Origin of the sequence: Streptomyces nymphaeiformis, assembly GCF_014203895.1 — a bacterium.
In the GTDB taxonomy this organism is placed as follows: domain Bacteria; phylum Actinomycetota; class Actinomycetes; order Streptomycetales; family Streptomycetaceae; genus Streptomyces; species Streptomyces nymphaeiformis.
Genome location: NZ_JACHJY010000002.1, coordinates 574,688 through 597,093, shown reverse-complemented (window position 1 = coordinate 597,093; position 22,406 = coordinate 574,688). Strand labels below are relative to the sequence as shown.

At 71.4% G+C, this 22,406-nt stretch carries 21 protein-coding genes; 11 read left to right on the top strand and 10 right to left on the bottom strand.

What is annotated here, in order from left to right:
- Window positions 1-56: 56 nt before the first annotated feature.
- From GGE06_RS08490 to GGE06_RS08465, 6 genes are all read right to left on the bottom strand, one after another.
- A complete protein-coding gene (locus GGE06_RS08490; RefSeq protein ID WP_184930426.1) occupies window positions 57-1,292 on the bottom strand; it encodes a cytochrome P450 in 1,236 nt (411 codons plus the stop codon).
- 24 nt (window positions 1,293-1,316) lie between these two features.
- Complete coding sequence (locus tag GGE06_RS08485) at window positions 1,317-2,708, bottom strand: NAD(P)/FAD-dependent oxidoreductase (RefSeq protein WP_184930425.1); 1,392 nt, start codon at window positions 2,706-2,708, stop codon at window positions 1,317-1,319.
- Window positions 2,698-2,922 (bottom strand): ferredoxin, encoded by a 225-nt coding sequence (locus GGE06_RS08480; RefSeq protein ID WP_116165136.1) that lies wholly within the window; start codon window positions 2,920-2,922, stop codon window positions 2,698-2,700. The genes GGE06_RS08485 and GGE06_RS08480 overlap by 11 nt, the downstream gene beginning before the upstream one ends.
- 111 nt (window positions 2,923-3,033) lie before the next feature.
- On the bottom strand, window positions 3,034-3,672 hold the full coding sequence (locus GGE06_RS08475; RefSeq protein ID WP_116157115.1) for a hypothetical protein: 639 nt from the start codon (window positions 3,670-3,672) through the stop codon (window positions 3,034-3,036).
- A gap of 305 nt (window positions 3,673-3,977) precedes the next feature.
- Complete coding sequence (locus tag GGE06_RS08470) at window positions 3,978-5,366, bottom strand: DUF5685 family protein (RefSeq protein WP_184930424.1); 1,389 nt, start codon at window positions 5,364-5,366, stop codon at window positions 3,978-3,980.
- A gap of 62 nt (window positions 5,367-5,428) precedes the next feature.
- A complete protein-coding gene (locus tag GGE06_RS08465; protein ID WP_181924404.1) occupies window positions 5,429-5,584 on the bottom strand; it encodes a hypothetical protein in 156 nt (51 codons plus the stop codon).
- Between the two features lie 264 nt (window positions 5,585-5,848).
- Between GGE06_RS08465 and GGE06_RS08460 the strand changes: the two genes are divergently transcribed.
- Window positions 5,849-6,334 carry a hypothetical protein gene (locus GGE06_RS08460; protein WP_184930423.1) on the top strand — a complete coding sequence of 162 codons (486 nt, stop codon included), beginning with the start codon at window positions 5,849-5,851 and terminating at the stop codon, window positions 6,332-6,334.
- A 152-nt stretch (window positions 6,335-6,486) separates the two neighbouring features.
- On the opposite strand, the gene GGE06_RS08455 is transcribed toward GGE06_RS08460, so the two are convergent.
- The gene (locus GGE06_RS08455) at window positions 6,487-8,055 is read right to left on the bottom strand and encodes an amidase (RefSeq protein WP_184930422.1); all 1,569 of its coding nucleotides are present in this window, start codon (window positions 8,053-8,055) and stop codon (window positions 6,487-6,489) included.
- Here GGE06_RS08455 and GGE06_RS08450 point away from each other — a divergent pair.
- Both GGE06_RS08450 and GGE06_RS08445 read left to right on the top strand, forming a co-directional pair.
- Entirely contained in the window at window positions 8,008-8,403 is a 396-nt protein-coding gene (locus GGE06_RS08450) for an FMN-binding protein (RefSeq protein WP_312883061.1), read from the top strand. The two genes, GGE06_RS08455 and GGE06_RS08450, sit on opposite strands and share 48 nt — an antisense overlap.
- Window positions 8,396-9,253 carry an FAD:protein FMN transferase gene (locus GGE06_RS08445; RefSeq protein WP_184930421.1) on the top strand — a complete coding sequence of 286 codons (858 nt, stop codon included), beginning with the start codon at window positions 8,396-8,398 and terminating at the stop codon, window positions 9,251-9,253. The genes GGE06_RS08450 and GGE06_RS08445 overlap by 8 nt, the downstream gene beginning before the upstream one ends.
- Before the next feature lie 111 nt (window positions 9,254-9,364).
- Here GGE06_RS08445 and GGE06_RS42295 read toward each other — a convergent pair whose 3' ends face one another.
- Window positions 9,365-10,036, bottom strand: coding sequence for a hypothetical protein (locus GGE06_RS42295; RefSeq protein ID WP_246532380.1), 672 nt, complete (start codon window positions 10,034-10,036; stop codon window positions 9,365-9,367).
- Between the two features lie 196 nt (window positions 10,037-10,232).
- Between GGE06_RS42295 and GGE06_RS08435 the strand changes: the two genes are divergently transcribed.
- On the top strand, window positions 10,233-11,885 hold the full coding sequence (locus GGE06_RS08435) for a phospholipase A2 (RefSeq protein ID WP_312883060.1): 1,653 nt from the start codon (window positions 10,233-10,235) through the stop codon (window positions 11,883-11,885).
- Between the two features lie 215 nt (window positions 11,886-12,100).
- Window positions 12,101-14,896, top strand: coding sequence for a S8 family serine peptidase (locus tag GGE06_RS42290; RefSeq protein WP_246532379.1), 2,796 nt, complete (start codon window positions 12,101-12,103; stop codon window positions 14,894-14,896).
- On the opposite strand, the gene GGE06_RS08420 is transcribed toward GGE06_RS42290, so the two are convergent.
- Both GGE06_RS08420 and GGE06_RS08415 read right to left on the bottom strand, forming a co-directional pair.
- Entirely contained in the window at window positions 14,881-15,498 is a 618-nt protein-coding gene (locus GGE06_RS08420; protein ID WP_184930420.1) for a carbon-nitrogen hydrolase family protein, read from the bottom strand. The genes GGE06_RS42290 and GGE06_RS08420 overlap by 16 nt on opposite strands.
- Window positions 15,499-15,630: 132 nt before the next feature.
- Window positions 15,631-15,801, bottom strand: a complete 171-nt coding sequence (locus GGE06_RS08415) for a hypothetical protein (protein ID WP_181924405.1) — start codon at window positions 15,799-15,801, stop codon at window positions 15,631-15,633.
- On the opposite strand from GGE06_RS08415, the gene GGE06_RS08410 reads away from it, so the two are divergent.
- From GGE06_RS08410 to GGE06_RS08385, 6 genes are all read left to right on the top strand, one after another.
- Window positions 15,791-16,168 carry an aldehyde dehydrogenase family protein gene (locus GGE06_RS08410; protein ID WP_221517895.1) on the top strand — a complete coding sequence of 126 codons (378 nt, stop codon included), beginning with the start codon at window positions 15,791-15,793 and terminating at the stop codon, window positions 16,166-16,168. The genes GGE06_RS08415 and GGE06_RS08410 overlap by 11 nt on opposite strands.
- Window positions 16,169-16,359: 191 nt before the next feature.
- The gene (locus tag GGE06_RS08405) at window positions 16,360-17,253 is read left to right on the top strand and encodes a methyltransferase domain-containing protein (RefSeq protein WP_116165138.1); all 894 of its coding nucleotides are present in this window, start codon (window positions 16,360-16,362) and stop codon (window positions 17,251-17,253) included.
- Window positions 17,254-17,428: 175 nt separating this feature from the next.
- On the top strand, window positions 17,429-19,879 hold the full coding sequence (locus GGE06_RS08400; protein WP_184930419.1) for a PLP-dependent aminotransferase family protein: 2,451 nt from the start codon (window positions 17,429-17,431) through the stop codon (window positions 19,877-19,879).
- Complete coding sequence (locus GGE06_RS08395) at window positions 19,828-20,151, top strand: Orn/Lys/Arg family decarboxylase (protein WP_184930418.1); 324 nt, start codon at window positions 19,828-19,830, stop codon at window positions 20,149-20,151. Before GGE06_RS08400 ends, GGE06_RS08395 begins: the two co-directional genes overlap by 52 nt.
- A 298-nt stretch (window positions 20,152-20,449) precedes the next feature.
- Entirely contained in the window at window positions 20,450-21,334 is an 885-nt protein-coding gene (locus tag GGE06_RS08390) for an alpha/beta fold hydrolase (RefSeq protein ID WP_184930417.1), read from the top strand.
- Window positions 21,335-21,562: 228 nt separating this feature from the next.
- Window positions 21,563-22,297, top strand: a complete 735-nt coding sequence (locus GGE06_RS08385; RefSeq protein ID WP_116157124.1) for a D-Ala-D-Ala carboxypeptidase family metallohydrolase — start codon at window positions 21,563-21,565, stop codon at window positions 22,295-22,297.
- The last annotated feature ends 109 nt before the right edge of the window (window positions 22,298-22,406 follow it).

Genomic DNA, 22,406 nt, shown 5'->3' with positions numbered 1-22,406 from the left:
TGCGCGGGCCGGCCCCCGGGGGGCCTGGGGTGGATGGTGCGGGCACGCGGGGTGTACTAGGGCCGGATGCCGTCGCACGCGATCCGCAGATGGCGCGGCCCGCGCAGTACGGCGTTCTGGCGGTACGGGGGCGGGTCCTCCAGCAGGCGTGGTTTCTCCAGTCTCCGGGCCAGCTCCGACAGGGCGAGTTGGGCCTCCAGTCGGGCGAGCGGTGCGCCGAAGCAGCTGTGGATGCCGCTGCCCAGGCCGAGGTGCTGGACGTCCGGGCGGTCCGGGTCGAAGCGGTCGGGGTTCTCGAAGCGCTGGGGGTCGCGGTTGCCGGACGCCAGGACCAGCCAGAGGGTGGAACCCTTGGGGATCGTGACGCCGCGGACCTCGATGTCGGCGAGAGCGGTGCGCCCCGGCAGCAGCTGCACCGGCGGCTCGAAGCGCAGGAGTTCCTCGACGATGGGCACGGCGAGGCGCGGCTCGGCCCGCAGGCGCTGGAGGACGTCGGGATTGCGCAGCAGGGTCAGCATTCCGTTGGTGATGAGGTTGACCGTGGTCTCATGCCCTGCGATCAGGAGCAGGGCCGCGGTGCTGAGCAGTTCCATCGTGGTCATCGGACCGTCCTGGCCCTCGGCCGTCGCCAGCTGGGACAGCATGTCGTCCCCGGGGTTCTTGCGGCGCTCCTCGATCAGACCGGCGAGGTACATGCCCAACTGCATCCGGGCCTCGACCGTGCCCTTGCCCCGCTCGGCGGGATCGGCGTCCGGGTCGGGGTCCAGGCTGGCGGCGAGGGTGTCCGCCCAGGTGTGGAAGCGTGCCTCGTCCTCGCGCGGAATGCCGAGCAGTCTGCAGATCACCGTCACCGGGAACGGGTAGGAGAACTCCTCCACCAGGTCGATCCGGCCCGGGTCGCCGAGGCCGTCGATGAGGCCGCCGACGATGTCGTGCAGCTCCGGGCGCATGGCGTCGACCCGGTGGGGGGAGTGCGGCGGGCCGAAGTGCCGGTTCGTCATGCGCCGCAGCCGGTCGTGCTCCGGCGGGTCGAGCCGGAGGAAGCTCGGCGGCAGGGCGCTCTCCTCGGAGGCCGACTCGGCCAGCGGGTCGGCGCCGCCGGACGCCAGGTTGCGGGCGTCGGAACTGAGCCGGGGATCGTGCAGAAGGCTGCGGATCTCGTAGTAGGTGCTGATCACGTACGGCCCGTCGGTATCGTGGTGGACCGGTGTCCTCCGCAGCTCTTCGTAGATCGGGTACGGGTCGGCCCGGTTGGCGTAGTCCAGGATCTGGTGCAGCAGGGTTTGCGTCATGGCAGGTCCTTGTGGCCGTGCGGGTCAGTGCGCGGGGGTGAACGTGATCCGGCGGTCGGCCGGTGAGTATCCGCTGAGGGTCACGGTGGGACCGTGGCTGGGGACCGACGGGTCGGGGAAGTCCGCGTCCACCGGGCGCAGTCCGTCCGGGTGCCGGTCGACCGTCGCGAACTGCGGGGGGAACGGCGCGGTCTTCTCGATGAGTTCCTGGTAGAACGGCAGCCACCGGCCGTGGTCGAAGGAGACGGCGCCGATGACACGCCCCTGGTATCCGTAGACGCCGACGAAGCGGCGGCTGTCCAGTGAGCCCTGCGAGATCAGGATCTCCGTCGCCATCGACGGCACTCCGACCGACTTGATGTTGACGCCGAACTGGGAGGACCAGAAGGCCGGCACGTCCATGTGCGGCAGTCGGTCGATGCTCTCGCTGAGCATGTTGTGCGCCGCGATCCCGGCCTGGGCGACGGCATTGCCCCAGTGCTCCAGCGACAGGAACTGGTATCCGAACAGGGGATGGGGGCAGCGGGCGACGTCGCCCGCCGCGTAGATGTCGTCGGTGACGATCCCGCGGATGTCGAAGGCACGGCAGCCGGCGTCGCAGGCGATGCCGCGGGGCCCGGCCCCGAGCCCGGAACCGGACAGCCATTCGGTGTTGCGGAGGGCGCCGAGCGAGACGACCACCACGTCGGTCTCCACGGTGGAGCCGTCGGACAGATGCGCGGCGCGCACCCGTCCCGAGGCGTCGCCCTCCAGAGCGGTCACCATGACGCCGCACCGCAGGTCCACGCCGTGCTCGCGCTGGAGGTCTGCGGCCACCGCGGCGACCACCCCGCCGAGTGCGCCGACCAGGGGCGCGGCGCCTCGTTCGGCGACGGTGACGGGGAGGCCGCGTTCCCGGCAGGCGGAGGCGACCTCCGAGCCGGCGAACCCTCCCCCGATGACGAGGACCCGCTTGGGTCCCTCGTCGAGCCGGCGCGCGAGCGCGGAGCCCTCTTCGCGGGTCCGCAGCACGAAGACGCCGTCGAGTTCCGCCTCCTCCTCGCGCGGCCACGGTCGCGCACGGACCCCGGTGGCGATCAGCAGCCGGTCGTACGGCACCTCGTCGCCGTCGGCCAGCCGCACCCTCCTCGCGGCCATGTCCAGGCCGGTGGCGGGAACGCCGAGCCGCCAGGTGGCGTCGACGGACCGGAGCCGGGGCAGCGCGGTGCGGTCGGCGCGCGCCCTGCCCAGCAGCACCCCCTTGGACAGCGGGGGCCGGTCGTACGGTTCGCAGGGCTCGTCGCCGATCATGGTCAGGGATCCCACGAAGCCCTTGGCGCGCAGGGTCTCGGCGGCCCTCAGGCCTGCCAGCGAGGCGCCGACGACGACGATGCGGCCCTCGCGTTTGAGCTGTTCCAAGGCTCCGTCACCGAGCATCGGACACGACCTCCGTCGGCTCGTCCACGGCATCGACGAGGATGGCCTGCACGGGGCAGGCCGCGGCGGCCTGAGCGAGCTTCTCGCGCAGCGCGTCGTCGGCATCCGGGTTGTACAGGAGCGCCTCGTCGCCGTGCATGGTGAAGATCTCGGGAGCGAGGAACGCGCACTGCGCGTACCCCTGGCAGCGGTTCAGATCGACGGCGATGCTCACCACGTGCTCGGTCCTCTCCAATGGCCTGGGCGGCCCCCTGCGCCCACTTTCGTCGGCAGGGAGGGCCACAGCCATGGGGAGCGGACCGATCGAGTGAGGGATGAGGCCCGATCAGGTCGAGGCGACGGGCCGTGGCGGGGCGGAATGACGGCCCCACAGAATGTTCAGGCTGAGAACCACCACCCAGGCGGGGAAGATCAGCTCCGACCAGGGCACGCTCGCCCCCACCACGAGGAGCGTCAGGCCGGCCAGATGGCCGATGGCGACGAGTGGGCGCGGGAGGACGCCGAGCCGGCGGCCGATGGTCGAGGTCGTGAGGACGAACACCGCCGCCATCCGCATGGCGTAGGTGGTCAGCAGGGCGTACGCGACGTCGCGGCCGAAGGAAGCGCCCTGTCCGCCCGCGTCGAGCACGCTCCAGGCCGCCGCGGCGGCGCCGAACAGCGTGGCGACGAAGATCAGACCGCTGCCGAGGAACACCGTGGAGACGAACCTCTCCTCGCGTTCGCCTCCCTGCTCGCGCAGGGCACCCATGAACCACAGGAAGGCGATCCCGGCGAACGGGATCAGCTCCAGCGCCGTCCGCACAGCGCTCCGCTGCCCCGGCTCCAAGGTCGCTCCGGTCCCGTCGGCGCCGCTCGGCAGGGCGGTTCGTACCAGGACGATCGCCGTGGCCGTCAGGACCGCGAACACCACTCCCGCCGCCCCGGCGGCCCAGGGCGTCGCGAGGCGCTTGAGTCTCCGCTTCATGCTCTCCCGCTTTCCGCGTGCGCTTCCGTCGTCCAGACACCCGTGATCGCGGGCCGCGCGCCACTGGAATCACCCGAGAGGAAGAGCTCGGTGCGCCGTACAGGCCACGGCAGGGCCGGGCGAGGGACGCCCCGTCCTGCTCCCTTCGAGCACGCCGGTCCGGGAGCCACCCGTTGCCGTGCCTGATCATCCGCCGAAGGGGACGAGCCCTCCGGTCAGACGCCTACGGCATGTGCGCAACCATCCGGACGCGCCGTTGCCGACGCGCCCGGTCCCCGCGGGGCCCCGCACGGTTCATCCGTCGCTCAGTCGCAGCAGTCGCAGCAGCACTTGCACGGGTTGCAGCAACCCGTGCCACAGCCGTCACCCGAGCCCCCGCCGGAGCCACCGGATCCGTGGCCTCCGCCCGAACCGCCGAAGGAGCCTCCCGAGTGACCGCCGCCATGCCCGCTGAACCAGCCGTCACCCTGGGAACCGTCCCTGCCGGAACCGCCCCTGCCGGAAGAATCCCGGCTCGAACCGCCGTCGCGGTTGCCGTCGCCGAACTGCCAGGGCTCTCCGTCACCCGAGTCCGCGTCGTCGTCGCAGCGGCAGCAGTTGTAGCACAGCCTGCAATCGCCACACAGCCGACGCTGCCGCTCGCGACACCGTCGGCACTCCCCCTCCGGCGGCCGGCCCGATGCCGTCGGCGCACCCTCCAGGGCCGCACCCGCGAGCACGCCGACGCCGCAAGCCGTGCCCGAGGCGGTCTCCGGGGGCTCCGCCGTCGCCGTACGGCGACCCGGCCACGGAAGCGTTCGCACGTCCCGTGACCGGCGGCTGTGACGATGGTGGCGATGCCGGGGGTCGAAGACCCGGTCGACAGCGCGCTCCAACTCGCCGCCCAGAAGCGCCCGTACCAGCCGCCCGTCGACGAACACGGCGTCGGACAGGGAAAGCCGGATTCCGTGGACGGCGTCGTCGCAGAGCCTGCGCACCTCGGCGCGGTCCGCACCGGTCACGGCGATCGGGTTCCACGCGCCCGACGCCTCATCCGCGTCCAGGTCCTCCACCGCGTCCAGCAGATGCGCCAGTCGGCCGAACAGACGACCGGCTTCCGCCAGCGGTGCCGCGTTCTCCGGGCGGTCCGTGAGTACGGCGGTGTACGCGAAGGCCGCGGCGGTTGCCGCTTCCGTGGGCTCCGTGACCGTCAGCAGCGAGTCGCCCCGGCCTGTCGAGCGCTCGATCTGCGGCTGGCGCTCGACCGCCGTGAGCAGCACCGAGGTGTCGAAGCCGAGCCGTTCGCCGCCTGCGGCACCCGCACGGTCCCAGCCGTCGGCGATCCGGCGTGCCGCCAGCGCCACCGGGCGGCGTCCCAACAGGCCGTCCCGGTCGGCCACATGGTCGCGTATCTTCGCAGCGGCGAGCACCAGCGACACCGTCGCCGCCAGCCGCGCGCCCTCGCCCTGCGCCACGTCCGCCGACCGCATCCCGCGCAACGGGCAGGGACCGGCCCCTCGCCGCCAGTCGCCGGTTCGCTCCGACTGCGCTTCGGTCAGTACCGAGACGATCAGGCCGTCGTAGTTGGTGGCCACCCTCGCGGCCTGTCCGTACTCGCCGCGCAGCGCCAGGCACAGCCCACACAGGTGCGCCATCCACTCGGTACGCAAGCCCTCGCCCAGCCGATGACGGCACGGCCTGATGATTCCGAACACCGAAGATCTCCCCCGTAGCACAACTACCCGGACGCATGCGCCGTCGACGCGCGGTCGTCATCCTAGACGGGTCCGTTCGAGAGGTGTCCGTGGAGGCCGCGCGCCTCCCGCAAGCAGATCGCCAGCAGGATGAACGCACCCCTGAGCGCCATGAACGACAGACGCATCAGGTCGAGCACCACCGAGAAGTGACGGACCGTCAGGACGCGCTGGTCCACCAGCAGTGCGGAAGAACACTGCAGTGCCGCCTACAGGTTGCTTTCACGAGTTGCGAGGGCTCGGATCCGGGGCTTGCATGGGAGTACGGCGAACACAGGGCCCCCTTCGGATCGCGAACCAGTTCGCCCCACGGGCGTCGATGCCCGCTCACATCCGACTGCCGCCGCTGCCCTGCGTACGGGCGCATCGGGGGTGCGCCACGCCTGGTGACGAGGAGCGGGTTTCGAGGCCAACCGATCCGGAAAGCACGGGGAGAAAACGTCATGGCCGAGAAGACCATCGATGTCACGCTGGCAAGCATCACCAACACGGGAACACGTTCGGTGTCCCCGTACGGGGGCATATCCGCTCAGTCGGTTCGCGTCAAGGACGAAGAGCAGATATTCCAATCCGGGTTCCTCTACTACACAGAGGCAGGAAAGCCGATACATGAGAGTGGGGTGCTGTCCATCAAGCCCGGAAAGAGCCTCACATATAATTCCACGCAGCGCCTCACCATTTCGCACTTCGATGCAGAGGAGGTCGGTGGACTCAACCAGATGCTCATGATTTACAGCAGCCTTCAGCAGCACATGGTGACCATCGGCGGGTCCAACGAAACCTACTACTTCGCCGGCCGAAAGAAGATATTCTTTATCGACCTCGAAGGATTCTTTGATTTCCCGTGGTCGTATAGGGCCCAATATGAAGACGATGAGCGCACGTTCGAGGCGAACTATACAGTGAACCTTATTTCCTCCTCCGGGTGACACCGGGCCACGAGGTGACCGTGCCTCCGCGATACCGGATCGATGTACGCGGAGGTGCCGCGGGCGTTCCGGTCGGGAACGCCCTTACGGCCCAGGTCCAGGGCGGTGCGTTGTGGGGCGGCGCCGGCGACGGAGGGTGACCGCAGGCAGGGTCAGTGGATGTCCGGCGTCTGCCGGGACCAGGGGCGGGCGCGTTCGAGCTGGCCGGCCAGCCGGAACAGTGTGGACTCGTCGCCGTAGCGGCCGAGGAAGTGGACGCCGATGGGCAGCCCTGCCGGTGACCGGTGGAGAGGGACGGACATGGCCGGGGCGCCGGTGAGGTTGGCGACGACGGCGGGGAAGGCGATGAAGGGTGCGCTGTTGCGCGCGGTGCGCCAGGGGTCTTCCTCGGTGGAGGTCATCTCGCCCAGAGGAAGCGGTGGTTGGGCGAGGGTCGGGGTGAGACAGGCGTCGTACCGGGTGAGGAATCCGGCGACGGTGCGGGCGAACGACTGCAGGGTGGTGACGGCCAGCAGGTAGTCGCCTCCGGTGACGCGCCGGCCGTGCTCCCAGGAGGCGCGGGTGTACGGCTCCAGCTCCTGCGGCGCCGGCTCACGGCCCAGTTCGTGGATCCAGTAGCCGACGATCCATGCCATCGCGGCGCCGAACACGGTGCCGATGGCCTCGCCCACCTCGTCGGTGAGGCCCGCCAGGCCCTGTTCGACGAGGTCGTGGCCGAGGTCCGCGCACAGCTGGACGGCGTCCCGCAGCGCGGCCGAGCAATCGGGGTGGACGGGGTGGCCGCCGCTGGTGCGGAGGCTGTAGGCGATCCGCAGGCGTCCCGGATCCCGTTCCGTCTCCAGGCGGAAGGGACCGGGCGCCGGCGGGGCGGGGTACGGGTCTCCGGGTTCCGGGCCCGCGACGGCGTCCAGGAGAGCGGCCGAGTCCCGAACGGTGCGGGTGACGGCGTGTTCGGCGGCCCAGCCGCCAAAGGCGTCGCCGTAGGCCGGGCCGAGCGGGACGCGGGCGCGGGTGGGCTTGAGGCCGAACAGGCCGCAGCAGGAGGCGGGGAAGCGGATCGATCCGCCCGCGTCGTTGGCGTGCGCGGCGGGGACCATGCGAGCGGCGACCGCCGCCGCCGAGCCGCCCGAGGAGCCCCCGGTCGTGCGGGTCGGATCCCAGGGGTTGCGGGTGGGGCCGTGCAGGAGTGGTTCGCAGGTGGGGGCCATGCCGAACTCGGGGGTGTTCGTCTTGCCGAGCAGGACGAGCCCGGCGGCGCGCAGCCGCCGGACGAGTTCCTGGTCGTGGTGCGAGACGTTGTCCCGGAGGAAGGCCGAGCCTTCGGTGAAGCGCACGCCGGCCTGTTCGGTGGCGAGGTCCTTGAGCAGGTACGGGACGCCGGTGAAGGGTCCGTCGGGGAGCCCTGCGCGGACCTGGTCGAGGGCGCGGTCGAAGGTGGGCGTGATCACGGCGTTGAGGCGGGGGTTGAGGCGTTCGACGCGGGTGATCGCGGCGGTGACGAGTTCCTCGGCGCTCAGTCGGCCCCTGCGGACCAGTTCGGCCTGGCCGGTGGCGTCGAGAGCGGTGATGCGCTCGATGTCGGAGGTGGCGAGGGTGGTCGTGGCCGTGCCTCCAGGATGATGTTGAACGGGGCGCTGTCCTGGGCGATGCGCCGTCAGCTGCTTTCCGTCGCCGTGACCGCGGCCGGGATCTGCTCGCTGCTCGCCCTGAAACCGCACCATCCGGCCGTCCCTCCGGTCTCCGCCGCTCCGACCGGACCCGGATCCTCCGGTACGGGCTCCGGGGGCCTGGTCTCCGGCACGTACACCGGGGACTCCGTCGACACCCGGTACGGGCCGGTGCAGGTGCGCGTCACGGTCGGCGGCGGGCGGCTGACCGGGGTCGTGGTGGTGAGGACCCCTTCGGAGAACGAACGCGACCGGGAGATCGCCGGCTATGCGGTGCCGGTGCTCACCAGCGAGACGCTGACCGCGCAGAGCGCGCAGATCGACACGGTGTCGGGGGCCACTTACACCAGCGAGGGCTACGTCCGGTCCCTGCAGGGCGCGCTGGACCGGGCCCATGGGTGACCGGGCCGGGGCGGGTGGGCTTCCATGGCGGCACGCCGAACCGGTGATGGGCACCGTGGTCTCGTTCGTTCTGCGTCACCGGCCGACGCCCGTGCTGCGGGCCGCACTGGCGGATGCGGTGGCGCTGCTGCACGAGGCCGACCGGGTGTACTCCCCGTTCCTGCCGGACAGCGCCGTCAGCCGGCTGCGGCGTGGTGAGCCGGGCCGGGCTGACGCCCCGTCGGAGGTCCGCCGGGTACTGGAGCTGTGCGAACGGGCGCACAGCCGTACCCGGGGCGCCTTCGACGCCTGGGCGGACGGCCGGCCGGATCCGTGCGGCCTGGTGAAGGGCTGGGCCGCCGAGCGGGCGTGGCGGGTGCTGCGGGAGGCGGGCGCCACCGACGTGTGCGTGAACGCGGGCGGGGACGTGCGGGTCGGCGGCGCGCCGGGACCGGCGGGTGTCTGGCGCACCGGGATCGCCGATCCCCGGCGGCCGGGGCGGCTGCTCGCGGTGGTGGCCGGACGGGACCACGCGGTCGCCACCTCGGGGACGGCCGAGCGTGGCGCGCACATCGTCGACCCGCGCACCCCGGCCCCGGCCACCGGACTGCTGGCGGCGACCGTGACGGGCCCGGAACTGCTGTGGGCCGATGTCTACGCGACGGCGGCGATGGTCCTGGGGGCCGCCGAGGCGCATCGATGGATCGTCTCCAAGCCGGGGTACGCCCTTCTCGCCGTCGCCGCGGACGGTGAGGCGCGGCAGAGTCGAGCCGGGGCGGAATCCAGCCATCCGCAAGCATGGATGATTGCTGACGCAATTCCGATTGCAAGCCCTTCGGACAAGCACCCCCAATGGCCCGGCACTCCCTAACTCGCCGCTACAGCACCGATTTAGGACACTATCTCCCATTCATGGGTAACGTGACGTTACTGGTACGTCACCCAAAATGAGACTCCACGTGTGACCTACTTCACAATGAACTCACGCCCGGCGGTGGATATTTGCAATATCGAACGCTCCATCCGCAGGTGCGACGCAAGCGTCGACCTCCGTCAGTTCGCCGTTGGCCGTGCCGTCCAGGCACAGGCGTCCCCCCTTGTCGCGGAGGTCGACGACGAACTTCGTGACCGCGCCGGACCGCTTCAGGCCGTGGATGCGCTCGTCGATGTAGCCGAGGCCGTTCAGCACCTTCCTGACCTGGGCGGGATCGGGCTGCTTGAGTTGCTGGAGCGCCTCGGCCACGCGCTGTTCGTGCTGGACGCCGGCGCACCAGTCGCGGGCGTCCAGTTCCGCCTCCGGGCCCGCCGTGGGGGCGACGGGCTCGACCGCGCCGACCGGCGGCGACTTCACCGTGGCGCCGGGCGGCGGCTCCACCGGAGCGGTCGGCGGCTCGCCCTCCGGGGTGGGCTGCGTCTCCCTCTTCGTGCCAGGCGGGGGGCACTCCCGCGCCACCTCGTCCAGCATCTTGATGAAGGCCGCGTCCTTCGTGGCCGAGACGGCATCGACGGACTCGGCCCGCCCTCCCGGGCGATCCGGCTGCTCGGAACCACAGGCGGCCAGGGTCAGGGCGGCGAGAGCCGTCAGCGCCAGAGCGTGCCGACGGCGGCGCATTACGGGGTCAACTGCCCTGATCCGGGCTCGGGTTCGCTTCATGTACCCAGTCTTGGGGCCGGGCCGCACGCACCACATGAGTACGCGTACTCAACCTCGGGCGACGGCCGGGGATCTTCACTGCTGCAAGGATGAGTAATCAACTATCCGTCGTTACAAGCCACTTGTGGTCGTGATCGCGCCGGGTCTACGGTCCGCAGCGATCAAGCAACACACCTACGACACGAGGGGGGAACTCGTGCGCAAGACAGCCCTGCCTGTCATGGCCGCGCTCTCCGTGGCGCTGCTGCTCCCGCAGCAGACCGCCGGAGCAGCCGTCATCCAGCAGCCGCAGGCCGCGGCCGCCACCGTCGATCCGCCGCTGGCCGACGGGGAGATCCAGCAGGTCGGTCCCGGCCTGTACTCCACCGCGGAGAAGTCCTTCGAGCTGTCCGAGACCGATGTGGCCGAGGGCCTCATGGGCCGTACCCACACGGTGACGGAAGGCGCGGACGGAGTCGCCAGGCCGGAGTCGGCGCCCGCGACCCGTCCGGACCAGGGCGTCTTCGGCCCCGGCTGGGAAGCCGGGTTCCTGGGGGGCCAGCTCAACCGCAAGCTGGAGCAGAAGGCCGACTCCGTCGTGGTCACCGACCTCGACGCGAAGGTCTCCGTCTCGTACGCCCTGAAGAGCAGCGTCGACTACCCGAGCGGCGGCGGCGTCAAGAAGTACGAGACCGCCACCGGCGACAAGATCACCGAGACCACCACGTACAACGAGGCGACCGGCACGCTGGTGACCACCGCGGTCGAGACCCTCGCCCCGGCCACCGGCACCCCGGACACCGACGTGACCGGCGACGAGGACGCCGGCGCGGCCATCGGGGTCGCCAACCTCACGGCCACCTACAACTGGAAGCAGGTCGCTCCGGGCACCGACAAGTGGCGTGTGACCAGCCTGGGCAACCTGGCCGACGGCGCCACCGACACGGTCTCCTACGACACCAAGGGCCGGGTCGCCACGGTCAGCGAGCCCGCCACCGTCGACGCTCCGGCGCAGTCGCTGACGGTCAAGTACTCGACCGCCACGACGGCCACCGGCACGACGCTCGGCGAGTACACGGGCCGCGCCAAGGAGATCACCCTCACGTCGGGTGCCACCACGCAGACGCTGGCGCGCTACTCCTACGACGCCTTGGGCCTGCTGCGCAACGTGACCAACCCGGTCGAGGGCACCGACCCGGTCTCGTCGTACGCCTACGACTCCACGGGTCGTGTCACCGACGTGGCCTCGCCGACCAACGGCGAGTGGGACCTGACGTTCCCGGCCGAGTCCGCCGTCCCGAACGCCGCGCCCGTCGGCACCGACCTGCCGTCCTCCACCGAGCCCCTGCAGGGCCCGGCCGGCGACGGAACCGCGACCGCGCCTCCGGCCGGGGACTTCACCACCGGTGAGATCAACGACCCGCAGGCCTACCCGCGTTACTGCAACCGCGCCACCGAGTGGATGTGGTACCTCAACCGCGGCTGCGTCGCGTGGGCCGCGCACTACGGCTGGCACTGGCCGTACTTCCGGTACACGCCGACCGGCTTCCGCGTGGCGGGCATCATCTACGACGGATGCAGCACCCCCGGCCCGAACATCAGCCGCCCGGGCGGCTTCAACTTCCGGGCCGCGTGCGACACCCACGACTACGGCTACGGCCTGATCGGCAACACGTACAAGGGCTACAAGTACTACCTGGACCGCAGCAAGAAGTCGAACGTCGACAACGCCTTCTACAGCACGATGAAGACGCACAGCTGCAAGGCGTACAACATCCTGGTCCGCTGGAAGTGCAACTCCTACGCGTACGTCTACCTCAAGGCCGTGGCCTGGAAGGGCAACCCGAAGAACGGTGCCAACAAGACCTGATCACAGGTCAGCGCACCTTCTGACGACGTACGGCACGACCTCCTGACGGAGCACGCCCCTCGGGCGTGAACGGGCCGGGTGGCGGACACCTCTCGCCGCCCGGCCCGTTCCGCCGAGGTCTTTCACCACATCGCCACCCCACATCTCCCCGGGCTGCGCCATGCCTGCTTCCCCACGGGCCTGGCCATGACGCGCCCCCTGCTCACCGAGGCAATATGAAGAGAACGATCTGGGCGACGGTCGTCACCGCGATGACGGCCGCGACCCTCGGCGCCGCGATACCGGCCCACGCCGTCACACCGCTGAGCACCGCGACAGTGGCCGAAGCCGCGGCCGACCCGGTCGACCCTCCGCTCTACGACCAGACCGCGGGCGGCGGCAAGGTCCGCGTCAACGTCGTCACGGAGACCCTCGCGGACGTCGCCGACGCGGCGACCGCCGGCGAGACGAAGCAGGCATTCGAGACCGTGCCGGTGGTCACCCTCAAGGTGGACCGGACCGGCCTCGACCAACTCGCTGCCAAGCCGGGCGTGGTCAGCGTCACCGAGGACAAGGTCGAACCGCCGACCCTCGACCAGAGCATCCCGCTCATCGGCGGTGACGACGCCTTCGCCGCGGGCAAGACCGGAGCGGGCCAGGCGGTCGCCGTCCTGGACACCGGCGTCGAGGTCAGCCACCCGTTCCTGAAGAACCGGGTCGTGGCCGAGGCGTGCTTCTCGCCGAGCGATGCCGAGAGCGGCGTCGTCAGCCTGTGCCCGAACGGCGCCGACACGCAGGAGGGCACCGGTTCCGCCGACACCGCGGCCGGCCCCTGCGCGACCATGGCCGCCTGCGACCACGGCACCCACGTGGCCGGTATCGCCGCGGGCAACGGCGCCGGCATCACGGGCGCTCCCAAGCACGGTGTGGCGCCCGGCGCCAACATCGTCGCCATCCAGGTCTTCAGCGAGTTCACCACCGAGGAGTTCTGCGGCGGCATCGCCCCCTGCGTGGGCAGCTACCAGAGCGCACAGCTCAAGGGCCTCGAGCACGTGCTGAAGCTCAAGCAGGCCGGTACGCCGATCGTCTCGGCCAACCTCAGCCTCGGCAACGGCCGTTACACCACCGCCTGCGACACCGATCTGCGCAAGCCGATCGTGGACAGCCTGCTGAGCGCCGGCGTGGCCACCGTGATCGCGGCCGGCAACAACGGGCACACCGACGCGGTGAGCATGCCCGGCTGCATCTCCTCCGCCGTCACGGTCGGCTCGACCACCGACGACGACGAGCTGTCCGCCTTCACCAACCGGGGCCCGCTGCTCGACCTGTTCGCCCCCGGCACGAGCATCGTCTCCTCCGTGCCCGGCGGCGCCTACGCCTCCAAGAACGGCACCTCCATGGCCGCGCCCCACGTGGCCGGCGCCTACGCGGTGCTCAAGCAGGCCTTCCCCACCAAGAGCATCGCCGACCTGACGGCCCTGCTGAAGAGCAGCGGCCGGAACATCGTCTACACCGGTGCCACCACCCCGCGGATCGACCTCGGTGCCGCTGTCAGCGGCGGGGGCACCACCCCGAAGCCGGCCGGGATGACCGACTTCAACGGTGACGGCGCGGAGGACATCGCGGTCTCCGACCCCCAGGCCACCGTCGGCGCGGACGCGAAGGCCGGCCTGATCCGCATCGTGTACGGCGGCGGCAAGGGCACCGCGGAGATCAGCCAGGACCTGGACTGGGTGCCGGGCGGCTCCGAGGCGGACGACTACTTCGGCGAGACCCTGGCCACCATCGACTGGAACAAGGACGGCTTCACCGACCTCGTCGCGGGAACCCCGAGCGAGACCGTCGGCACCGCCACCGACGCCGGCTTCGTCGACATCCTGTACGGCGCGGCCGGGGGCCTGGGCACCGGCACCCTGAAGGCCACGCACCTCGAACAGGGCACCGGCACGGGTGCGATCGCGGGCTCGGCGTCCGAGGCGGGCGACCGGATGGGCCACAGGATCGCGGCCGCGGTGAACGACGCCGGCCGGCCGTACCTGGTCATCAGCCTGCCCGGTGAAGCCATCGGCAGCGTCACGCAGGCGGGTTCCGCGTTCTACGTGTACGGCACGACCAGCCTGGCGTTGAGCCAGTCGACGGCCGGTGTGTCCGGTGACCCCGAGGCGGGCGACCTCTTCGGCTGGTCCGTGGCCGCCGACCAGAACTACATCGCCATCGGCGCCCCCAACGAGGCCCTCGGCAGCACGGCGAAGGCCGGCGCCGTCATGATCTTCGACGCCAACCGTTTCGACTCCGCCGGCCACCCTCTGCCACTGAGCTGGCTCGACCAGGACAACGCGGCCATCTCCGGCGGTTCCGAGGCGGGCGACCAGTTCGGGTACGCGGTGGCCATGGCCCCGTTCCGGGCCACCGGCGCCGCAGCCGCCACGGAGTCGATCCTGGCGATCGGTGCGCCCGGTGAGAGCGTGACGGTCGGCACGGAGGACCGTGCCAACGCGGGCCGTGTGGTGCAGATCCGCATCAAGCCCGACGGCACCTGGAGCTACCTGCGGGAGCTCAAGCAGGGCACCGCGGAGGATGATGTGTCCGGCACCTCCGAGACCGGTGACCGCATGGGCGAGTACCTCACCGCCGTCAACACCGCCCCCGGTTCGGTGAGCACCGTGGCGTCCATGCGGCTCGCCGTGGGAACGCCCGGCGAGGACATCGGCACCGTCGCCAACGCGGGCGCGGTCCACACGTTCTCGCTGGCCGGCTCGGCCGGTCCGAACGACCGTTGGATCGAGGCCGGCGACGGCGACGGCATCCCCGGTCCCCCCGGCGCCAACCAGTCCCTGGGCAAGAGCATCCACTTCACGGCGACCAAGCTGTACGTGGGCATGCCCTTCGGGCCCCTGGCCACGGGCGCGCTCTACGCGCTGCCGATGTCCAACGTGACGCAGGGCGGCACGGTCGCTGCCACCACCACGTACAAGCCCGGCTCCGGTGGCCTCCCGGCCAACGACGTGGCCTTCGGCTACTCGGCACGATAGACGGCGGCCGATGTGAAAGAGAGGCGCCTGGCCTGGGATTTTTTCCGCCAGGCGCCTCTCGTCAGTCCTGGTCCCGCGCCCGTTCCGGGACGCGGAACGACCCGCTGGCGCACGGTCTCGGGGAAGGAGCCGTCGTAGCAGATGGCCAGGCCGACACGGCCCTTGCCGGGTATGTCGAAGACCGTGAACGAGTCGCCCGGCGCGGCGGGTTCGTAGGGCTGCCAGGGGAAGACCTTGCGGTAGCGGGCCGCGATCTCGCCCTCCGGTGAGATCGCGAGGGCGGTGTTGTGGATCCGGCCGTCCTCGGCGCGTTCGATCACGGTGCCGGGCACCAGCCAGAGCCCGGTCTCCCTGGCCAGCTTCGCGAGCCGGTCGGTCAGCGGGCCGGGCACCGGCTCAGCGGCCTCTGCCGGCCATCCGTCGGGGGTCTCCGCCGGCAGCGGGCCCACGGAGGCGAGGAAAAGCTCCGGCACGATGACGAGTTCCACGTGGGGGAACAGCGTCCGGACACTGCGCACCCGTTCGGCGAACCGGTGCCAGGTGGCCTCGGTGTCGTACGGAACGGGCGCGGTCTGCACGGCCGCGATGGCGAGGGTACGCATGGGAGTTCGAACCTCCGTGGTGGTGAGTTCTTCGATGAGGGTGAGGGCGGTGACGGAGCTACGGCCGTCGCGGAGGATGCGCCGGAATCTCTCCCTGGGAGCAGCAGGGCGGGGCGGGTTGCGGGACGCCGCTCACGTCGTCCGCGTGGGCGCCGTTTCCGCCCGGTCCACCGCGGAGGCGGCTCCGACCGACCGGCTCCCCGCGGCGATCGCGCCCACCGCGGCGGCTGCGGGCAGTGCCCAGGGCAGTGCGTTGACCCAGGTGAGCCTGCTGCCGGTCAGCGTCGGATAGTTGGCGATCATCAGCACCGGACCGCCGAGGAGTCCGAGGCCGCCGTCCACCGTCTTCGCCGACGTCGACAACACCTCGACCATCGCCCAGGAGGAGATCTTCGGCCCGGTGCTGTCCGTGATCGCCTACGACGGCGGCCACGACGCGGTGCGCATCGCCAACGAGTCCGACTACGGGCTGGGCGGGTCGGTGTGGACGTCCGATCCCGAGCGCGGCCGGTCCGTCGCCCGCCGGGTGCGCACGGGCACGATCGGCGTGAACCGCTATCTCCCCGACATCGCGGCGCCCTTCGGTGGCGTCAAGTCGAGTGGCCACGGCCGCGACCTCGGTCCGGAAGCGCTCGCCGCCCATCTGGAGGCCAAGTCCATCTACGTGTGACCCCCACCGACTCCGGGCCGGGCCGCGCGGTCCCCTCCCCTGCGGCCCGGCCCGGGCGCCTACGTGGACGACGGACCGGGCCACCCTCGGGGTGTTCGCCCACGGCGGGGGGGACCGTCCTCGCCGGCGTGTGTCGCGCGGGCTTCGCCGTTGACGTGCGCCGGCGGCCCGGGAAGGTCGACCATGGAGGCATGACCTCCTCGCCCCGACCGCCGCACGTCGACGACCGACCGGATCCGACAGGGGGGACTGCCACGCCCGGTGGAGAGTCCGCCCCCGCCCGCGGGTATCTGCTGGACAACGCGCGTGCCGAGGCGGGCGAGCGATTCGTCTGGCTGGCCGAGCTGTTCGACGGCGTGACCCGCGGGCACTTCGATCGACTGGGGGTCGGGGCCGGCTCGCGCTGCTGGGAAGTGGGGGCCGGTGGCCCCGGCATCCCGGAGGCGCTCGCGGCGGCCGTCGGTCCGACCGGTCACGTGCTGGCCACGGACATCGACCCGTCGTGGCTGAAGGCAGGCGACGGGTACGAGGTGCGCCGGCACGACGTCGCCGCTGATCCGCCCCCGGAGCCGGGGACGTTCGATCTGGTGCACGCACGGCTCGTGCTGGTCCATGTACCCGACCGGGCTCGCGCGTTGGCCACGATGGCGGCGGCGCTGCGGCCCGGCGGCTGGCTGCTGATCGAGGACGCCGACACCGCTCTGCAGCCCTTGGCGTGCCTGGACGACAGCGGCCCCGCGCAGCGCCGGGCCAACCGGCTGCGCGACGCGGTCCGGGAACTGCTGGCGCGACGCGGCGCGGACCTGCGCTACGGCCGGACACTGCCGCGGGCATTGCGCGAGGCCGGCTTGGTGGACGTCGCCGCGGCGGGCTCTTTCCCGGTGGGCGGGCCGGCCTGCGACCGGCTGGAGGCGGCGACCATCCGGCACGTGCGCGGCGAGCTGCTCGCGGCCGGTCTGGCCGACGACGCCGAGATCGACGCGCACCTGGCCGCCATCCACGCGGGCGAACTCGACCTGACACTCGCGCCGCTGATCTCGGCCTGGGGACGCCGCCCAGCCGAGCCCCCTCCGGCACTCGGCTAGGTTCGGATCCGGCCCTTGCCCGACCTGCCCACGGCACTGGCTCGCGAGGCCGTCGAGATGCCTGGAATGCGGTGCGATGCGCCCGGCCCCAGCATCTCCGTACACGGCTGTGTGCGCCGTGCGGTCACGGCTGCCCGCGCCGTGCGATCGCCGTGCGACCAGGGAGCCGATGCTCATGGGACCGGGACCGGGACTCTCCGCCTACAACAGCGTCTCGCAGCTGCTCACCGACCTCTGGTGGTCGATCGCGGACACCGCACGCCATCTCGCGATGCCGAACCTCGACCCCGCCGAGCGGAGCAGGGGGCAGGCCGAGCTGGAGCAGGGCCTCGCGGACGCCGACGTGCTCACGTACTACCTGAGCCATCCGGGGCGGCAGGCGGCGGCGACGCTGCGCGCGCTCGCGGTACCCGAGACGTACCTGGAGCTGAGCCGGGAGGCGGAACGGATCGGGCGCGGTCTGATCGGGGACGTGAAGGTCTCGGCGGCGGTGACGGGGGTGGAGGCGCCGCCCGTCGACGAACCGGAGGCCGCCGTGGACAGGCGTCCCCGGTTCGACGTGCTGGTGGTGGCCGATCTCTCCGAGGCCGAGCGGACGAAGATCGCCGGTGAACTGCGCGCGATCCGCCGCCCCGAGGACCCGTTCGTCTACGACGTGGTCGCGGTGCCGAGCTTCGTCGACGCGATGGTCGCGGTCCTGGTCAACCCGTGGATCCAGGCCGTCGTCGTCCGGCCCGACTTCCGCGGCCGTTCCGCGCTCGACCTGACGCTCCTCGACGATCTGGTGCCCGCGCTCGACGTCCCGGACATCGAGTACTTCACCGCGGCGGAGCGGGCCCGGATCCTGGCCCGGGCGGTCCGCGACGCGCGGCCCGAACTCGACCTGTACCTGGTCGAGCAGGCCTCCGTCGAGCATCTCGCCACCGAGATCGGGCGCGACTTCGACTCGGTCTTCCTCCAGCAGGAGGACGTCCTGGACCTGCACCTGACGATCCTGCGCGGGGTCGGCAAGCGGTACCGGACCCCGTTCTACTCGGCCCTCCTGCAGTACGCGCGCATGCCCGCCGGTGTCTTCCACGCGCTGCCGGTCTCCCGCGGCAACTCGGTGGTCCACTCTCCGTGGATCCACGACCTGGCCAACTTCTACGGTCTGAACCTCTTCCTGGCCGAGACCTCGGCGACCTCCGGCGGCCTCGACTCGCTCCTGGAGCCGCACGGCCCCATCAAGGAGGCGCAGGACCTGGCCGCGCGCGCCTTCGGCTCGCGGCGGACGTACTTCGTGACCAACGGGACCTCCACCGCCGACAAGATCGTCACGCAGTCGCTGGTGGCGCCCGGCGATGTCGTCCTGGTCGACCGCAACTGCCACAAGTCGCACCACTACGCGCAGGTGATGGCCGGATCCCACGTCGCGTACCTGGACGGCTACTCGCTCGACGCGTACGCCATGTACGGCGCGATCCCGCTGGCCGACATCAAGCGGACCCTGCTCGCCTACCGCCGCGAGGGCCGGCTCGACAAGGTCCGGATGATCTCGCTCACCAACTGCACCTTCGACGGCGTCGTCTACGACGTCCAGCGGGTGATGACCGAGTGCCTGGCCATCAAGCCGGATCTCGTCTTCCTGTGGGACGAGGCGTGGTTCGCCTTCGCCCGCTTCCACCCGGTCTACCGGCACCGGACCGCGATGGCGTCCGCGGACGCGATCGCCGCGCGCCTGGGCACGGCGGAGTACCGGGCCGAGTACGAGGCGCATCGCGAGCAGATCCAGGGCATGACCGACGAGGAGCTGGTGAACGAGCCGCTGCTCCCTGACCCGGACCGGGTCAGGATCCGCGCGTACGCCACCCACTCGACGCACAAGACCCTGACCTCCCTGCGCCAGGGCTCGATGATCCACGTCTACGACGACGACTTCAGCCGGCGCAGCGAGGAGGCGTACATGACGCACACCTCGACCTCGCCCAACTACCAGATCCTCGCCTCGCTCGACATCGGCCGGCGCCAGGTCGAGCTGGAGGGCTTCGAGCTGGTCCTGCGGCAGGTCGAACTCGCCATGACCCTGCGCGACCGGATCGCCGGGCATCCGCTGCTCTCCAAGTACTTCCGGGTCCTCGCCAGCAGCGACCTGATCCCGGACCCGTACCGCCCGTCGGGCCGCGAGGACCCGCTGCACATCGGGCCGGTGGCGATGGAACAGGCGTGGCGCACCGACGAGTTCGTGCTCGACCCGTGCCGGCTGACCATCGAGATCTCCGCGACCGGCATCGACGGCGACACCTTCAAGCACCGGCACCTGATGGACCGCTGGGGCATCCAGGTCAACAAGACCACCCGCAACACGGTCCTCGCGATGACCAACATCGGGACGACCCGGAGCGCCGCCGCGCAACTGCTGCGCGCGCTGATCGGCATCGCCGAGGAACTGGAGGACGGAGTCGCCCAGTTGGCGCCGGAGCAGCGGCAGGCCTTCGACCTCGAGGTCGACTCGCTCGCCCACGACCATCCGCCGCTGCCGGACTTCTCCCGCTTCCACGCCGCCTTCCGCGCCGACCCCGAGGGGGCGACGGCGACATGCGCAAGCCGTACTACATGGCCTACCGCGAGGAGCTCTGCGAGTTCGTGACCTCCGAAGAGGCCCGCCGCCACCTCGACGCGGGCAGGCCGGTCGTCTCGGCGATCTTCGTCACCCCGTACCCGCCCGGCTTCCCGGTCCTCGTCCCGGGTCAGGAGTTCAGCAAGGACATCCTCGACTTCTTGGACGCCCTCGACACCAAGGAGATCCACGGCTTCGACCCGGTGCGCGGCTACCGCGTGTTCGTGGAGGCGGCGCTGGAGGAGGCGGCCGCGGAGCCGGGCGCCGGGACGTCAGGGGCCTCGGGGGCGTCCACGGCCTGACGAGGCAGGTCGCCGCGATGGGCAGGAGCCGTCGCCCGCAGGGACGCGACGGTCAGCAGCACCGCACACCCCGGAGCCACGGGTCAGCGGCCGGGCCGCGCGCAGTGCCTCGGCCTGGCCGGCGGCCCTGCTGCGCGAGCGCACCGTACTCCTCCGCCGGCCCGTGGCTGCCGGCCTGGGGCCCAGGCCTTGAACCCGTGGCCGTTCTCGGGACACGCTTCGTGCCGACCGTCTCCATGGCCGCGGGCGGTCTCGCCGCGCCGGGCAGCAGGAGACCGAACAGATGGGAGAGGTCCGCATGACCACGCGCACTCCGGAGGAACTCGCCGTCCCCGTACGAGGAGGCGACCTCGCCGTGACCCGATGGCCGGGAGAAGGGCCTGCGGTCATCGCCGTGCACGGCATCACGGGCAACAGCCTGGCCTTCGGCGCCGTCGCCGAGCGGCTCGGCGACATCGATCTGTACGCCCCGGACCTGCGCGGCCGGGCCCACAGCGCCGGTCTGCCGGCTCCCTACGGCATCCAGGCCCACGTCGAGGACGTCCTCGCCGTCCTCGATCACCTGGGTCTGCGTCAGGCGCTGCTCGTCGGGCACTCCTTGGGGGCCTTCACCACCGCGGTGGCCGCCGCGCGGCACCCGGACCGCTTCCCGCGCGTGGTTCTCGTCGACGGTGGCCTCGGCTTCCCGATTCCGGGCGGCGCGGACCTCGACGAGGTGATCGAGTCGGTCATCGGCCCGGCGATGCGCCGGCTCAAGACGACCTTCCCGGACGGCGACGCGTACCGCGCGCTCTTCCGTGAGCACCCGGCCTTCACGGACCACTGGGGCCCGCACGTCGAGGCGTACGTGGACCGCGACGTGACCGGCGAGCCCCCGGAGATGCGCAGCAGCTGCGTCCTGGAAGCGATCCGTGCCGACGGCGCGGGCCCCATCGGCGACGCCGAGACGCTGGCCGCCATCCACCGGCCGGAGGTGCGCGGCACCATGCTGTGGGCGGAGCGAGGGGTGATGAACGAGCCTCAGGGGCTCTACGACGAGGGGCGTCTGGCCGGGGGCGGCCTCTCTCCGGACCGGATCACCACCCGCCGGGTCGACGACACCAACCACTACACGATCCTGTTCGCGGAGAACGCGACGGCGGCCATCGCGGAGGCGGTGTACGCGGAGCTGAAGCAGATGTAGCACCGGAGCCGACGTGACACACCGGGCCGAGCGCGCGTCCGATTCTGCGGAACGGCGCACGTCCGGCCCGGTGCGCGACCGGCGTCAGCACGGCCGTCTGCCTGCAGACGGGTTGTTTCGAAGGTCTGATCCTGTGGCAGATGGTGACGGTGTGGACACGTACCGCTCACAGGCACCACACTCGCCTCAGCCCCTCGGCGGGGAACCAGACCTCAGGACGGAGACGCGATGCTTCGGCGCACGATCCAACTCACCCTCTCGGTTGTCATGGTCATGGTGGCAACGCTGGGTGGGATGCTGTCCACGGCCGGATCCGCCCAGGCCGACGAGTGCTACACCTGGGGCCGCACCCTGTCCGAGGGCATGTCGGGCTCCGACGTGACGCAGTTGCAGATCCGCGTGGCCGGACACGCGGCGTACGGCGAGGTCATCGCCGTCGACGGCTCCTTCGGCCCGGCCACGAAGGCCGCCGTGACCCGATTCCAGCAGGCGTACGGGCTGCCCGCGGACGGCATCGCCGGTCCCCAGACGTTCAGCAAGATCTACGCCCTGCAGGACCCGGACTGCACGCCCGTCCACTTCACCTACGCCGAACTGAACAAGTGCAACTCCGACTGGTCCGGTGGAGCGGTCAGCGCCGCGACGGCCAAGGCCAACGCCCTGCGGACGATGTGGAAGCTGGAGGCCATGCGCCACGCCCTGGGCGACGTGCCGCTGACCGTGACCAGCGGATTCCGCTCGTACGCCTGCAACAGCGCGGTGGGCGGCGCCTCGAACAGTCGGCACCTGTACGGTGACGCCGCCGACCTGACCGGCAGCCCGTCGCTGTGCACGCTGGCCCAGCGGGCCCGCTACCACGGCTTCGGCGGAATCTTCGGCCCCGGCTACCCCGACCACAACGACCACACCCACGTGGACGGACGCACCAGCCGATCCTGGTCCGCGCCCAACTGCGGCGTCTGACCCGTACGTACGCCACGGACAGCGGGCTCTCCCCCGGACCGGCTCCGGCCGGGGGAAGAGCCCGCACCGCACGCACGGCGCGCGGCCGGCAAGGCTCCGGCCCTCCGGA

Bases quoted from the DNA above. Each gene is read 5' to 3' on its own strand.
- GGE06_RS08475 (WP_116157115.1), bottom strand. From the start codon at position 3,672: ATGAAGCGGAGACTCAAGCGCCTCGCGACGCCCTGGGCCGCCGGGGCG.
- GGE06_RS08385 (WP_116157124.1), top strand. From the start codon at position 21,563: ATGCTTCGGCGCACGATCCAACTCACCCTCTCGGTTGTCATGGTCATG.
- GGE06_RS08415 (WP_181924405.1), bottom strand. From the start codon at position 15,801: ATGATCGCCAACTATCCGACGCTGACCGGCAGCAGGCTCACCTGGGTC.
- GGE06_RS08390 (WP_184930417.1), top strand. From the start codon at position 20,450: ATGACCACGCGCACTCCGGAGGAACTCGCCGTCCCCGTACGAGGAGGC.
- GGE06_RS08400 (WP_184930419.1), top strand. From the start codon at position 17,429: ATGGGACCGGGACCGGGACTCTCCGCCTACAACAGCGTCTCGCAGCTG.
- GGE06_RS42290 (WP_246532379.1), top strand. From the start codon at position 12,101: ATGAAGAGAACGATCTGGGCGACGGTCGTCACCGCGATGACGGCCGCG.
- GGE06_RS42295 (WP_246532380.1), bottom strand. From the start codon at position 10,036: ATGAAGCGAACCCGAGCCCGGATCAGGGCAGTTGACCCCGTAATGCGC.
- GGE06_RS08460 (WP_184930423.1), top strand. From the start codon at position 5,849: ATGGCCGAGAAGACCATCGATGTCACGCTGGCAAGCATCACCAACACG.
- GGE06_RS08485 (WP_184930425.1), bottom strand. From the start codon at position 2,708: ATGCTCGGTGACGGAGCCTTGGAACAGCTCAAACGCGAGGGCCGCATC.
- GGE06_RS08445 (WP_184930421.1), top strand. From the start codon at position 8,396: ATGGGTGACCGGGCCGGGGCGGGTGGGCTTCCATGGCGGCACGCCGAA.
- GGE06_RS08395 (WP_184930418.1), top strand. From the start codon at position 19,828: ATGCGCAAGCCGTACTACATGGCCTACCGCGAGGAGCTCTGCGAGTTC.
- GGE06_RS08490 (WP_184930426.1), bottom strand. From the start codon at position 1,292: ATGACGCAAACCCTGCTGCACCAGATCCTGGACTACGCCAACCGGGCC.
- GGE06_RS08405 (WP_116165138.1), top strand. From the start codon at position 16,360: ATGACCTCCTCGCCCCGACCGCCGCACGTCGACGACCGACCGGATCCG.
- GGE06_RS08420 (WP_184930420.1), bottom strand. From the start codon at position 15,498: ATGCGTACCCTCGCCATCGCGGCCGTGCAGACCGCGCCCGTTCCGTAC.
- GGE06_RS08455 (WP_184930422.1), bottom strand. From the start codon at position 8,055: ATGGTGCGGTTTCAGGGCGAGCAGCGAGCAGATCCCGGCCGCGGTCAC.